Annotated in this window: 12 protein-coding genes; 4 read left to right on the plus strand and 8 right to left on the minus strand. The window is 72.0% G+C overall.

Annotated features, from left to right (window positions below):
• Positions 1-216 precede the first annotated feature (216 nt).
• Genes ACGF3J_RS18190 through ACGF3J_RS18200 form a run of 3 tightly spaced genes read left to right on the plus strand, consistent with a single transcriptional unit; the run spans position 217 to position 3402 of the window.
• Positions 217-1431 carry a DUF2092 domain-containing protein gene (locus ACGF3J_RS18190; RefSeq protein ID WP_161329177.1) on the plus strand — a complete coding sequence of 405 codons (1215 nt, stop codon included), beginning with the start codon at positions 217-219 and terminating at the stop codon, positions 1429-1431.
• A gap of 44 nt (positions 1432-1475) precedes the next feature.
• A complete protein-coding gene (locus ACGF3J_RS18195) occupies positions 1476-2462 on the plus strand; it encodes an ABC transporter ATP-binding protein (RefSeq protein ID WP_393854271.1) in 987 nt (328 codons plus the stop codon).
• Positions 2449-3402: an ABC transporter permease gene (locus ACGF3J_RS18200; RefSeq protein ID WP_202558206.1), complete on the plus strand. Its 954-nt coding sequence runs from the start codon at positions 2449-2451 to the stop codon at positions 3400-3402. Before ACGF3J_RS18195 ends, ACGF3J_RS18200 begins: the two co-directional genes overlap by 14 nt.
• 18 nt (positions 3403-3420) lie before the next feature.
• Here the strand turns inward: ACGF3J_RS18200 and ACGF3J_RS18205 are convergent, their stop codons facing one another.
• Both ACGF3J_RS18205 and ACGF3J_RS18210 read right to left on the minus strand, forming a co-directional pair.
• Positions 3421-4017 carry a flavodoxin family protein gene (locus ACGF3J_RS18205; RefSeq protein WP_161329180.1) on the minus strand — a complete coding sequence of 199 codons (597 nt, stop codon included), beginning with the start codon at positions 4015-4017 and terminating at the stop codon, positions 3421-3423.
• A gap of 117 nt (positions 4018-4134) precedes the next feature.
• A complete protein-coding gene (locus ACGF3J_RS18210; RefSeq protein ID WP_393854272.1) occupies positions 4135-4650 on the minus strand; it encodes a DUF6668 family protein in 516 nt (171 codons plus the stop codon).
• 229 nt (positions 4651-4879) lie between these two features.
• Here ACGF3J_RS18210 and ACGF3J_RS18215 point away from each other — a divergent pair, with 229 nt between their 5' ends.
• Positions 4880-6403, plus strand: a complete 1524-nt coding sequence (locus ACGF3J_RS18215; RefSeq protein ID WP_161326359.1) for a tetratricopeptide repeat protein — start codon at positions 4880-4882, stop codon at positions 6401-6403.
• A 32-nt stretch (positions 6404-6435) separates the two neighbouring features.
• Here the strand turns inward: ACGF3J_RS18215 and ACGF3J_RS18220 are convergent, their stop codons facing one another.
• The 6 genes from ACGF3J_RS18220 to ACGF3J_RS18245 form a co-directional block, all read right to left on the minus strand.
• Positions 6436-7425, minus strand: coding sequence for a M28 family metallopeptidase (locus ACGF3J_RS18220; protein WP_161326360.1), 990 nt, complete (start codon positions 7423-7425; stop codon positions 6436-6438).
• A 250-nt stretch (positions 7426-7675) separates the two neighbouring features.
• Positions 7676-8146 (minus strand): VOC family protein, encoded by a 471-nt coding sequence (locus ACGF3J_RS18225; protein WP_161326361.1) that lies wholly within the window; start codon positions 8144-8146, stop codon positions 7676-7678.
• Positions 8147-8162: 16 nt separating this feature from the next.
• A complete protein-coding gene (gene rarD / locus ACGF3J_RS18230) occupies positions 8163-9164 on the minus strand; it encodes an EamA family transporter RarD (RefSeq protein ID WP_161326362.1) in 1002 nt (333 codons plus the stop codon).
• A gap of 158 nt (positions 9165-9322) precedes the next feature.
• Positions 9323-10177: an SDR family oxidoreductase gene (locus ACGF3J_RS18235; protein ID WP_393854273.1), complete on the minus strand. Its 855-nt coding sequence runs from the start codon at positions 10175-10177 to the stop codon at positions 9323-9325.
• A 169-nt stretch (positions 10178-10346) separates the two neighbouring features.
• Positions 10347-11405 carry a 2-oxoacid:ferredoxin oxidoreductase subunit beta gene (locus ACGF3J_RS18240; RefSeq protein WP_161326364.1) on the minus strand — a complete coding sequence of 353 codons (1059 nt, stop codon included), beginning with the start codon at positions 11403-11405 and terminating at the stop codon, positions 10347-10349.
• Entirely contained in the window at positions 11398-13335 is a 1938-nt protein-coding gene (locus tag ACGF3J_RS18245; RefSeq protein WP_161326365.1) for a 2-oxoacid:acceptor oxidoreductase subunit alpha, read from the minus strand. The genes ACGF3J_RS18240 and ACGF3J_RS18245 overlap by 8 nt, the downstream gene beginning before the upstream one ends.
• Between the last annotated feature and the right edge of the window lie 271 nt (positions 13336-13606).

Here is a 13606-nt window from a genome sequence, read left to right on the forward strand (position 1 = left end):
TCCCCTACGGGGCGGGGGAGGAACCGCCCCTTGGTGTCATCCCGCAGGAGTACGTGGAGTTGAGCCCGCGGTCTGACGATTGCGCTCCGGTGATTTGGTCAGATGGACACCACGGAAAACACCAATCCTCACCGATTCGGGTGAGAATGGCGGCTCACGGGTGAACGAGTGCGAGGTCGCGAGACAGCCGCCGCCGACGACGGAGGTAGGGCACAGATGGCACCGATCGATTCCGACGACAACACGACCCCCGGGGCGGGCGAGGAGCTGAGTGCCCGACGGCGCAAGGCCGCGCGGTACGTCGTCCCGGTCGCGGTGATGGGAGTGGCGGCCGCGACGATCGGGCTGGTCCCCGCTCTCGCCGACTCCGGGGACCCCGACCTGCCGAAGGTCACGGCGGAGGAACTCGTCCAGAAGATCGCCGAGTCGGACGTCCAGCAGCTCTCCGGCACGGTCCGGATCAGCACCGACCTGGGTCTGCCGGACCTCGGCGGCCTGGAGAGCGGCCTGATGTCCGGAATGTCCGGCGGTCCGGGCGGGGAGGGGAAGGACGGCGGCTCGTCCGCCGACCCCTCGGCCAAGCTCACCCAGCTGGCCTCCGGCTCCCACACCCTGCGCGTCGCGGCCGACGGCCCCGACCGGCAGAAGGTGTCCCTGCTGGAGGACGCCGCCGAGTACAGCCTCATCCACGACGGCAAGGACGTCTGGGGCTACGACAGCAAGTCCAACGAGGTCTACCACTCGGCGTCCGACGGCGCGGAGCGGCCGGAGAAGGACGTGCCGGCCACCCCGAAGGACTTCGCCGACCAGGCGCTCAAGGCGATCGACGACACCACGTCCGTGAAGGTCGGCGGCACCGCCCAGGTGGCCGGCCGCGACGCGTACCGGCTCGTCGTCGAGCCCAGGCAGAAGGGGTCCACGGTCGGTGCGATCACCGTCGCCGTGGACGCCGAGACCGGCACCCCGCTGAAGTTCACGCTGACCCCGGCGAGCGGCGGCGCCGCCGTCGTGGACGCGGGCTTCACCAAGGTCAGCTTCGCGAAGCCGGACGCGTCGACGTTCGACTTCACCCCGCCCAAGGGCGCGAAGGTCACCGAGGCCGACGAGAAGGCCGCCAAGGCCCCCGAGCACGGGCGCAAGGCCGAAGGCGACCTCGCCAAGGAGCTGGACGGCCTGAAGGTCATCGGCGAGGGCTGGAACTCGATCGCCGCGTTCGACACCGGCGGCCAGGGCCTGCCCACGGGCGCCGCTGGCGGCGGCGACCTCGGCGGCTTCCTCGGCTCCCTCGGCGACCAGGTCAAGGGCGACTTCGGCTCGGGCACGGTCTTCAAGACCCGCCTGGTCAACGCCCTGATCACCGAGGACGGCACGGTCTACGCCGGTGCGGTCACCAAGGACGCGCTGGTGAAGGCCGCGAACGCCGCGAAGTAACCCAGCGGCCTTCCGTACGACAAGAGGCACAGGAGAGGAAGCCGATGGCCGAACCGTCCGTCACGGAGCCGGAGCCGGAGCCACAGCCGGAGCGGGCGGACGACGCCGTCATCTCCACCCGCGGGCTCACCAAGCGCTACCGCGGCGGACAGCTCGCCGTCGACGGTCTCGACCTGACCGTCCCGGCGGGCAGTGTCTTCGGCTTCCTCGGCCCCAACGGTTCCGGCAAGACCACCACCATCCGCATGCTGATGGGCCTGATCGAACCGACCTCGGGCAGTGCCCGGGTCCTCGGCCGGCCCATGCCGCGCGCCGCCCGCACCGTGCTGCCCAGGGTCGGTGCCCTCATCGAGGGCCCGGCCCTGTACGGCTTCCTCTCCGGCCGCGACAACCTGCTGCGCTACGACGCCGCCGACCCGACCGCCGACCCGCGCACCAGGCGCGAGCGCGTCGGGGCGGCGCTGGACCGGGTGGGCCTCGCGGCCGCCTCCGGCAAGAAGGCGAAGGCGTACTCGCTCGGCATGAAGCAGCGGCTCGGCCTCGCCGCGGCGCTGCTCCAGCCGCGCCGCCTGCTGGTCCTGGGCGAGCCGACCAACGGGCTCGACCCCCAGGGCATGCGCGAGATCCGCGCGCTGGTCCGGGAACTCGCCTCCGACGGCACCACCGTCTTCCTCTCCTCCCACCTGCTGGACGAGATCGAGCAGGTCTGCACGCACGCCGCCGTGATGGCCCAGGGACGCCTGATCACCCAGGGCGCGGTCGCCGACCTGTCGGCCGGGGCGCGCGGCCGGCTGGTGGTGACCACGCCGGACGCGGGCGAGGCGGCGCGGGTGCTGAAGGAGCAGGGCGCCGGGGACGTGGTCGTCGCCGAGGACCGGGTGACCGCAGAGCCTCCGGACCGCGACCTGGCCGAGGTCAACGCGGCCCTGGTCGCGGCCCATGTCCGTGTCCGCGGCTTCGCGCTGGAACGGGCCTCCCTGGAGGACGCGTTCGTGGCCCTGACCGGAGAGGGATTCGATGTCGCGGGCTGAGACGTCGCGGGCTGAGACGGGGAACGTGCCGGTGGCGCGGGCCCAGACGCCGGGTGCGGGTGCGGGCGTGGACGAGGTTCGCACACCGAATCCGCTGTGGTCCCTCGGGCTGCTGCGCAGCGAACTGCTGATCACCTTCCGGCGCTGGCGCACCCTCGCCCTGCTGGGCGTCCTGGCCGCCGTGCCGGTCCTGGTCGGCATCGCGGTGAAGATCGAGACGAGCGACGGGTCGTCGTCGTTCGGTGGCGGCGGTGGGGGTGGCGGCGAGGGCCCGGCCTTCATCTCGCAGATCAGCAACAACGGCCTGTTCCTGGTCTTCACCGCGCTCGCCGCGACCCTCCCGTTCTTCCTGCCGATGGCCGTCGGCGTCGTCGCGGGTGACGCGATCGCCGGCGAGTCGAGCGCGGGCACGCTGCGCTACCTCCTGGTCGCCCCGGCCGGGCGCACCCGGCTGCTGCTCACCAAGTACGCGACGGTGATCGCCTTCTGCCTCGCCGCCACCTTGGTGGTCGCGGTCTCGGCGCTCGCGGTCGGGGCGCTGCTCTTCCCGCTGGGCGACCTGGTCACCATCTCCGGCACCCGGATCGGCTACGCCGAGGGCCTGGGGCGCGCCCTGCTGATCGCCCTGGTGGTGGCCGCCTCACTCGTCGGCGTCGCGGCCCTCGGCCTGTTCGTCTCGACCCTGACGGGCAGCGGCATCGCGGCGATGGCGACCACCGTCGGGCTGCTGATCACGGTTCAGATCCTCGACCAGATCCCCCAGCTGCACGCGCTCCAGCCGTACTTCTTCTCGCACTACTGGCTGTCCTTCGCCGACCTGATGCGCGAACCGGTCTACTGGGACGACCTGGTGAAGAACCTGGGCCTCCAGGCCCTCTACGCGGCGGTCTTCGGCTCGGCGGCGTGGGCGCGGTTCACGGCGAAGGACATCACCGCGTAGGCATTCCGGCGGCGGTCCTCAGACGGCGGCCGTCTCCTTGTCGTACGGGAACCGGGCGAGCGGTGCCTCACCCGCGAAGAAGGTCTTGGCGCGGGACAGCGCGTCCGTGTCCCGCAGTACGTCACCGGGCCGGCTGCCGTTGCCGAGCAGTACTCCGCCGAAGCGCATGCCCATGTAGGCCGCGGAGTTGCTGAGGGTGCCGACCAGCGGGTCGGCGACCTCCTGCTCCTGGTGCGCCAGCGCGGTGACGCCCCACAGGGTGCGGCCGGCCAGGGTCGCCTTGAAGTCGAGGCCGGGCGTGCGCAGCCAGCCCGACCAGTGGTCGAGGTAGCGCTTGACCGGCGTGGACACCGAGTACCAGTACAGCGGCGACGCGATCACGAGGTCGGTCGCGGTGAGCGTGGCGTCGAGCAGCAGACCGGCGTTGCCCTCGGTGGGGCGCGTGTGGTCGCTGTCGTGCCGCAGGTCCTCGAACTCGGGCAACGGGTGCCGGGCCAGGTCGATCCAGCGCTGCTCGACGTCCGCGGGGAGCTGTTCGGCGGCCCGGCGGGCGAGCAGCTCGGTGTTGCCGTCGGGGCGGCTGCTGCCCAGCAGGAAGAGAAAGCGGCGCGTCATGGTGTCCCCTGGAGTGATCGGCGAAGAGTGAATACCAGCACATGCATTATATGCGTACGCATTCACTTGTCCATGCGTGTGCATCTATCTGTCGCCGTCCATGGGTGCCGACCGGGCTCAGCGCACCCGCCGCGTGCGGCGGACCAGCGACTCCGTCCCCCGGGGCGGGCCCTCGTGCGTCCCGTCCAGGCGCCAGGCGGGGACCCACGGGACGCGGTGGACGTCCACGGCCGACTCGAGCAGCCGCACCCGCTGGGCGAGCGGCCGGGGAAGCCGCCCGGGAGCGTCCGCGACGAGGACGACGGAGTCGAGCCCGACCCCCGTGGGCACCCGTCCGAGCCGGAACTCCTCCACGGCCCGGCCGGCGGCCGTGAGACCGGCGGCGTGCGTGCGGGCCACCAGCAGCACCGACGGCGGGTCGCCGGGGCCGGGCCATCCCTGTCCGCAGTCCTGCCCGCCGAACACCCCGGCGAGCGTCGTCACCCCGGCACCTCCGTGTACGCCGATCCAGGAGAAGCCCGGCGCTTCGGTGGGGGAGGGGCCGCGTGGCATCTCGGGGGCGGCCGGGCCCCGGTCGGGCGACTCGGGCGCCGCCACCGGTCCGCGGATCCATATCTCCGGTCCCTGTCGCATGCCTGACCGCCTGCCCGCTCTCCCCCCGGCTCACGCACCCCGCCCACCGGCCCCGCGCCGACCCGCCGATACGCGCGTGACCTCCTGGAACGAGCCTGTGACACCCCGGTGACGTGAGAATCGCGAGCGAGCGGAGAGACTCGACAGTAGGTGCAGGACTGGCATGACAGGCTCTGGACGGCAGGGAACACGGGACCGCCGACGGAAGCCGCCGATGAGTGGGGGAACGATGTCTCGACTCGGTCGCGACAGGCAGCGGGAACACGAGCACGCCGAAGGTTCGCCGGACCCCGCGGTGACGCCGATCGACGTGTGCGTGCCGGAGGCCGGTGCCGGCGCGCAGACGGCCACGATCGACGGTTCGACGGTCGTCGCCGGACCCGGTGAGGAGATCCAGAACGCCGTCCTGAACCGCCTCCACCGCCTCGCCCTCGCCGTCGGACGCCCCGTCCTCGCCACGATCCACGACCGGCGCATCGGCTACTCCGTCCCGCTCCGCGTCGACCCGGACGGCTCCAGCCACCTCGCCGCCGACCCGGTGCCGACGGCTCCCGAGGAGGAGGCGCCGGCCGGGTGGGACCGGCCCACGCACGTCCTCCGGTCGCTGGAGGCCGTACGGGACAGCGCCCCGACGTTCCCGCTCCCGGCGGTGCCCGACGCCGAGCGGACGCCGGCCGGCGACTCTCCGCCGACGTTCACCCTCGGAGTCCTGCCGGGAGCCTCCGGCGGTACGGCACCGGGCACGGTGGCGCCGCCGACGGGGGAGTTCGGACCGCCGCCGCGGATGGAGGGTGACGGGGGCGCGACGGGGGTGGTCCCGCCGGAGGCTGCGGGGCCGTTCGCCCGTGCCGGGTACGCGTCAGGGGGCGTGCCGGGGGTCGTGACGGCGGCCGGGGCGGCGTCGCAGGCCGAGATGCCCGTGAGCGAGGTGCCCGTGAGCGAGGCGCCCGTGAGCGGGGCGCCGGTGACCGGAGTGCCGGTGACCGGGGTGCCTGTGAGCGAGCCGTCCGAGCCCGCGGCCCGCCCCGCCGCCGGCCCCCGCCCGTTCGCCGGGCACGAACCGGTCGCCGACGCGCAGCCGGTCGCTGACTTGCAGCCGCTTGCTGGCGCGCAGCCGGTCGCCGAGACCAAGCCGATCGCCGATGCCAAGCCGGTCGCCAATGCCAAGCCCCTCGTCGACCCGGGCCCCTTCGTCGACCCCGACCCCAAGCCGACCCCCGCCCGCGGGTTCGACGCCGTGGCCGAGGCCGTGCTCGGGGACGGGCCGCTCACCGCGCCCGGTGACTCGACCGTCCCCGCGCTGCTCGCACAGCCGACCGCGCGGGTCAACGAGGCCGTCAAGGAGGGGCGTACGCAGGACGCGGCGCTGCTGGCGCAGGAGGCCGTGGCGGAGGCCTCGCAGACGCTGGGGCCGGAGCACCCCGAGGTGCTCCGGCTCCGTGAGCTCACCGCGTACATCGCCTACTTGTCCGGCGATCCCGACCGGGCCTTCCGCCTCTCACTGGACCTGGCCCGGATACACCGCCGCGCGGGCGACGCCGAGGCCGCGTACGGCAACGTCCAGAGCGCGGCAACCGCCTGGCGCGCCGTACGCGACCCCGAACGGGGCATGGAGCTGGGGCAGGACCTGGTCGGCCTGTGGGACGAACTCGCCGCCGAGGAGGGCCCGGCGGCCGAGGACGCCGAGCAGCTGGAGTCGGCCCGCACCCGCATGGGCCGCCTCGCCGATCGCGCCCGGGCCCAGGCCGGCTGACCGGTCGGCCCGCCCCGCCTCGGAGCGCTGTCCTACTGCGACAGTCCCCAGATCGCGTACGCGATGGCGTCGCCGTTGCGGTTCAGGGCCGTGTCGTTGATGTTGGCGGTCGTGTCGCAGGACGAGTGGTAGCAGCGGTCGAAGGGCTGGCCCGCGGTGCCGCCCCACTTGGCCGCCTGGGCGGACGTCTTGCGGTAGTCGGCGCCGCTGAAGAGGCCGCCGACGGGGACGCCCACGTTCTTGAAGGGCGCGTGGTCGGAGCGGCCGTCGCCCTCGGTCTCGATCTCGGTGGAGACGCCGATCCCGGCGAAGTAGTCCTTGAAGGTCTTCTCGATGGTGGGGTCGTCGTCGTAGACGAAGTAGCCCGGGTTGGGCGAGCCGATCATGTCGAAGTTCAGGTAGCCGCTGATCTTCGCGCGGTCGGCGGAGGAGAGGCGGTTGACGTAGTAGCGGGACCCGACCAGCCCCAGCTCCTCCGCTCCCCACCAGGCGAAGCGCAGGTGCTTGGTGGGCTGGTAGCCGGACCGGGCCACGGCGAGGGCGGTCTCCAGGACGGCCGCGGAGCCGGAGGCGTTGTCGTTGATGCCGGGCCCGGAGCCGACGCTGTCCAGGTGTGACCCGGCCATGACAATCTGATTCGCGTCGCCGCCGGGCCAGTCGGCTATCAGGTTGTATCCGGTGCGGCCGGAGGCGGTGAACTGCTGGATGCTGGTGGTGAATCCGGCGGCGTCCAGCTTGGCCTTCACGTAGTCGAGCGAGGCCTTGTAGCCGGGGCGGCCGTGGGCGCGGTTCCCGCCGTTCGCCGTGGCGATCGACTGGAACTGGGTGAGGTGGGCCTTGATGTTGGCTATCGGCAGGTCGGGCGCTGCGGCGACGGCCGCGGTGCCCGGGGCCGGGCCGGACCGCTCGGCGGCGGAGGCCGCGCCGGCCACGGAACCGCCGGCCGCCAGTGTGACGACCGCGACGGCACCGGCCGTCAGCGCCCGTCCGGACAGGGGGAGCTTCGGGTAGGGGAGCTTCATGTGGGGGGCTCCGGATTCCTAGGGAGTCCCTGGGGAGGGAACTCCGCAGTGAATGGGGTGCCTGGATGGTGTGGCCGGGACTGACCGCCCGTCAAGACCGCTATTCGGCCATGGCGTAGCGGATATCGGAAACTGCACCCCGCCGGTGGGCGGCCCCCGTGGGACGGCGCGGACGGCAGGGCGGCACAGGCTGCACGGGCTGCTCGGGCTGCACGGGCAGCACCCCCGGCCCGAGCAGCACGGACGATCCCTAGTGAACGCAGAACTCGTTCCCCTCGGGGTCCGCCATCACCACCCACTCCCCGCCCTGTTCCCTCACCCGCCGCAGCACGCTCGCCCCCAGCGCCTCCAGCCGGCCGACCTCCGCCTCGCGTTCCCCTTCCCGGGAGTGCACGTCGAGGTGGACGCGGTTCTTGCCGGTCTTGGCCTCCGGTACGCGCTGGAACAGCAGCCGCCGCCCCAGCCCCGTCCCGCTCTCCTCGTCGTAGGGGTCGTCGGGGTGCCGTACGGCCACCAGGTCCCGCCAGGCGCGGCGCCCGTGGGACTCCAGGGTCAGCTCCTCCGGTACGGCCCCGAGGCCCAGCAGTTTCCCGATGAGCGCGCTGTTGTCCTCCACCTCGTAGTGCAGGGCGGCGGCCCAGAAGTCCGCCTGCGCGTGCGGGGCTGCGGCGTCGACGACGATCTTGAAGTGCAGGGGAGCGGGTCGTGGTGTCGAGGTCATGGACCAGTCATATGGGTTACGTGGCCGAGTGGGCAACGGAATCGCCGGAGTCCCGCGCCGCGTCGCTCTCCTTGGCCGGCGGTACGCCCGCGCCCGTCCGGTCCAGCTGCTCCCTGAGTGCCCGCGCGGTCCGGCGGGCGGTGCGCAGCGCGTCCCACGTGAGCAGCGTCAGCGCCAGCCAGACCAGGGCGAAACCGGCCCAGCGCTCGGGCGGCATGGCCTCGTGGAAGTAGAGGACCCCGAGGGCGAACTGGAAGACCGGCGCCAGGTACTGCAGCAGCCCCAGCGTGGACAGCGGCACGCGGATCGCGGCCGCGCCGAAGCAGACCAGAGGGATCGCGGTGACCAGACCGGTGGCGGCCAGCAGCGCCGAGTGCCCGAGGCCCTCGGTGGTGAAGGTCGACTCGCCCTGTGTCGACAGCCACACCACATAGCCGAGCGCCGGCAGGAACTGGATCGCCGTCTCGGCCGCCAGCGACTCCACGCCCCCGAGGTTGACCTTCTTCTTCACCAGGCCGTACGTGGCGAAGGAGAAGGCGAGGCAGAGGGAGATCCACGGCGGCTGTCCGTAGCCGACGGCGAGGACCAGGACGGCGGCGAAGCCGGTGCCGACCGCCGCCCACTGCGCGGGCCGCAGCCGCTCCTTGAGCAGCAGCACACCCATCGCGATGGTGACCAGCGGGTTGATGAAGTACCCGAGCGAGGCCTCGACGACATGGCCGCTGTTCACGGCCCAGATGTAGACGCCCCAGTTGACGGTGATGACCGCCGCGGCCACGGTGACCAGGCCGAGCCTGCGCGGCTGCCGCAGCAGCTCACCGGCCCAGGCCCAGCGCCGTACGAAGAACAGCGCGACGGCGACGAAGACGAGGGACCACGCCATGCGGTGGGCGAGGATCTCCCCGGCCCCGGAGGGCTTGAGCAACGGCCAGAACAGCGGGACGAGCCCCCACAGCCCGTATGCCGCGAAGCCGTTCAGCAGGCCTATGCGCTGCTCACTCCTGGACGACCCGGCCACGGGCACCTCCTTCTCGCACACGGCATGCCGGGACGGACGCATGCCACGACGAAAGGTAGCGCCGCACCCGGCCGCCTGTCATGCCCGTATCGCCATACGGTCATGACAGGCGGGGTGGGTGCCGTGGGGGAGGCGGCGGGGACGGGCCCGCGTGGGCGTCAGCTCCTGACCGCGGCGGCGACCGCCTCGGCGAGCGGGGAGGTGGGGCGGCCGGTCAGCCGGGACAGGTCGCCGCTGGTGACGACCAGCTCACCCTTCTCGATGGAGTCCTCCACGCCCGCGAGGATGGCGGCCAGCGGCGCGGGCAGCCCCGCGCCGGCCAGGATGCCGGTGTATGCCTCGGCGGAGACGGGGGTGTAGGCGATCTCCTTCCCGGTCTGCCGGCTCAGCTCGGCGGCGTACTCGGCGAAGCCCCACGCCTCGTCGCCGCCCAGCTCGTACGCCTTGTTCTCGTGGCCCTCGCCGGTCAGTACGGCGACGGCGGCGGCCGCGTAGTCGGCGCGGGAGGCGGAGGAGATCCGGCCCTCGCCGGTCGCCTGGACGACGGCGCCGTGCTCCAGGACCGGGGCGAGCTGCTCGGTGTAGTTCTCGTGGTACCAGCCGTTGCGCAGCAACACGTAGGGCACGCCCGAGCCGACGAGGACGTCCTCGGTGGCGCGGTGGTCGTCCGCGAGCGCGGCCTTGAGGCTGCTGGGCGCGCTGGTGTAGGCGAGCAGGGCGACGCCGGCCTTCTTCGCCGCGTCGATCACCACCGTGTGCTGCTGGACGCGGCCCTTGTCGAACTCGTTGCCGGAGATCAGCAGCACCCGGTCGCCGGAGGCGAACAGGCCGTCGAAGGTCTCCGGGGCGTTGTAGTCGGCGACCGCGAGCCGTACGCCGCGGGCGGCGAGGTCGGCGGCCTTGTCGCGGTCCCGGACGACCGCGGTGACCTGGTCGGCCGGCACCTTCTCCAGCAGTTGCCGCACGACGTGGCGGCCGAGGTGTCCGGTGGCTCCGGTGACGACGATGCTCATGGGTTCAGTACTCCTTGTGGGGTGCGATGTCACCCACCATAGGAGCTGCGCTAACTTATGGACAGTGCCCACTTTGAAGTAAGGTACTAACGCTTGGGTAAGCGTGAGGGGCCCGGGCGTTCCCCGCCCGGGCCCCTCGGTTCTCGTCGGTCCTCGCCAGTGGTCGCTCTCAGCCGACGACCGTCCAGGTGTCGTTGCCCGCGAGCAGCGCGGCGAGGTCGCCCTTCCCGTCCCGCTCGACGGCGGCGTCGAGCTGGTCGGACATGAGCGTGTCGTAGACCGGCCGCTCCACCGAGCGCAGCACCCCGATGGGGGTGTGGTGCAGGGTGTCCGGGTCGGCCAGCCGGGAGAGGGCGAAGGCCGTGGTCGGCGAGGTGGCGTGGGCGTCGTGGACCAGGACGTCCGCCTCGTTGTCCGCGGTGACGGTGACGACCTTCAGGTCACCGGTCCCGGGATCACGCACCACGCCCTTGGCGCCGTCGGCGCCGAACCGGATCGGCTGCCCGTGCTCCAGCCGGATCACCGCCTCCTCGGCCCGCTCCCGGTCCTTGAGCGCGTCGAAGGCGCCGTCGTTGAAGATGTTGCAGTTCTGGTAGATCTCGATCAGCGCCGTGCCCGGGTGCTCGGCGGCCTGGCGCAGCACCTCCGTGAGGTGCTTGCGGTCCGAGTCCACGGTCCGGGCGACGAAGGACGCCTCCGCGCCGATGGCCAGCGAGACCGGGTTGAAGGGCGCGTCCAGCGACCCCATCGGGGTCGACTTGGTGATCTTCCCGACCTCGGAGGTGGGGGAGTACTGGCCCTTGGTCAGCCCGTAGATCCGGTTGTTGAACAGCAGGATCTTGAGGTTGACGTTGCGGCGCAGCGCGTGGATGAGGTGGTTGCCGCCGATCGAGAGCGCGTCGCCGTCACCGGTGACGACCCAGACGGACAGGTCGCGGCGGGAGGCGGCGAGCCCGGTCGCGATGGCGGGGGCACGGCCGTGGATGGAGTGCATCCCGTACGTGTTCATGTAGTACGGGAAGCGGGAGGAGCAGCCGATGCCGGAGACGAAGACGATGTTCTCCCTCGCCAGGCCGAGCTGGGGCATGAAGCCCTGCACGGCGGCGAGGACGGCGTAGTCGCCGCAGCCGGGGCACCAGCGCACTTCCTGGTCGGACTTGAAGTCCTTCATGGACTGCTTGCCCTCGGCCCTGGGGACGAGGTGGAGCAGCGCGTTGGCGTCAGTCATCGATGGCCTCCTTCAACACCGCGGCGAGCTGCTCCGCCTTGAACGGCATGCCGTTGACCTGGTTGTACGACTGGGCGTCGACCAGGTACTTCGCCCGGATGAGGGTGGCGAGCTGACCGAGGTTCATCTCGGGGACCACCACCTTGTCGTACCGCTTCAGCACCTCGCCCAGGTTGGGCGGGAAGGGGTTGAGGTGGCGGAGGTGGGCCTGCGCGATCGGCACCCCGGCCCTGCGCAGCCGGCGCACCGCGGCGGTGATGGGGCCGTACGTCGAGCCCCAGCCCAGCACCAGGGCCCGCGCCCCGCCCGGGTCGTCGACCGCCAGTTCGGGGACGTCGATGCCGTCGATCTTGGCCTGCCGGGTGCGGACCATGAAGTCGTGGTTGGCCGGGTCGTACGAGATGTTCCCGGAACCGTCCTGCTTCTCGATGCCGCCGATCCGGTGCTCCAGCCCCGGGGTACCGGGCACGGCCCAGGGCCGGGCCAGGGTCTGCGGGTCGCGCTTGTACGGCCAGAAGACCTCGGTGCCGTCGTCCTGCGTGTGGTTGGGGCCCTGCGCGAACTGCACCGCCAGGTCCGGCAGCTCGTCCGTCTCCGGGACCCGCCACGGCTCGCTGCCGTTGGCCAGGTAGCCGTCGGACAGCAGGAAGACCGGGGTGCGGTACGCCAGCGCGATCCGCGCCGCCTCCAGCGCCGCGTCGAAACAGTCCGCCGGGGTGCGCGGTGCGACGATCGGGACCGGCGCCTCGCCGTTGCGTCCGTACATCGCCTGCAACAGGTCGGCCTGCTCCGTCTTGGTCGGCAGACCGGTGGACGGCCCGCCGCGCTGGATGTCCACGACCAGCAGCGGCAGTTCGAGGGAGACCGCGAGTCCGATCGTCTCGCTCTTGAGCGCCACGCCGGGACCGGAGGTGGTGGTGACCGCCAGCGAGCCGCCGAACGCGGCACCCAGCGCGGCGCCGATCCCGGCGATCTCGTCCTCGGCCTGGAAGGTCCGCACCCCGAAGTTCTTGTGCCGGCTCAGCTCGTGCAGGATGTCCGACGCCGGGGTGATCGGGTACGAGCCCAGGAAGAGCGGCAGGTCCGCCTGCCGGGAGGCCGCGATCAGCCCGTAGGACAGGGCGAGGTTCCCTGAGATGTTGCGGTACACGCCGGGCGGGAACGCCGTCGCCGCCGGCGCCACCTCGTAGGAGACCGCGAAGTCCTCCGTCGTCTCCCCGAAGTTCCAGCCCGCGCGGTAGGCCGCGATGTTGGCCGCGGCGATGTCCGGCTTCTTCGCGAACTTCGTGTTCAGGAACTTCTCCGTGCCCTCGGTGGGCCGGTGGTACATCCAGCTGAGCAGCCCGAGCGCGAACATGTTCTTGCTGCGCTCGGCCTCCTTGCGGCTGAGGTCGAACTCCTTGAGCGCCTCGACGGTCAGCGTGGTCAGCGGGACCGGATGCAGGTGGTAGCCGTCGAGGGAACCGTCCTCCAGCGGAGATGTGTCGTAGCCGACCTTCTGCATCGCCCGCCGGGTGAACTCGTCCGTGTTGACGATGATCTCCGCGCCGCGCGGCAGATCGCCGACGTTCGCCTTCAGCGCGGCCGGATTCATCGCGACCAGCACGTTGGGGGCGTCGCCCGGGGTGAGGATGTCGTGGTCGGCGAAGTGCAGCTGGAAGGACGAGACACCGGGCAGGGTGCCGGCGGGCGCGCGGATCTCGGCCGGGAAGTTCGGCAGCGTCGACAGGTCGTTCCCGAACGACGCGGTCTCCGAGGTGAAACGGTCGCCGGTGAGCTGCATCCCGTCGCCCGAGTCCCCGGCGAACCTGATGATCACCCGGTCCAGCCGGCGGACGTCCTTCGCCCCGACCGGTTTGCGCTGCGCTCCCACGACGGTCTCGTCGGTTCCGTCGGCCTGCTCCGCTGGGCTGCTGACCTGGCTGGTCACTGAACTGGACCTCCCTCGAGGCGGCTGTCCGGGGACAGGTCTCCCGCGACCGTCCCAGGATCAACCCTACGTCCGCGGATGCTGACTTCCGGTGGAGATTCGCATGATGGACACGACTTCGAGATGGCCCACAGCCCTGTAATTCCGGGAATTTCCCGCCCCTCGACACCCATGACGACGTCCCCCGCCCACGCTCCGGTTTCTCATTCGTCCGGATGAGCCGGACGAGTGGGAGCGCCGCCGGGCCACGGTGCGCGGCCCCTGGGGATCA

Origin of the sequence: Streptomyces sp. NPDC048171 (assembly GCF_043202655.1) — a bacterium.
In the GTDB taxonomy this organism is placed as follows: Bacteria; Actinomycetota; Actinomycetes; order Streptomycetales; family Streptomycetaceae; genus Streptomyces.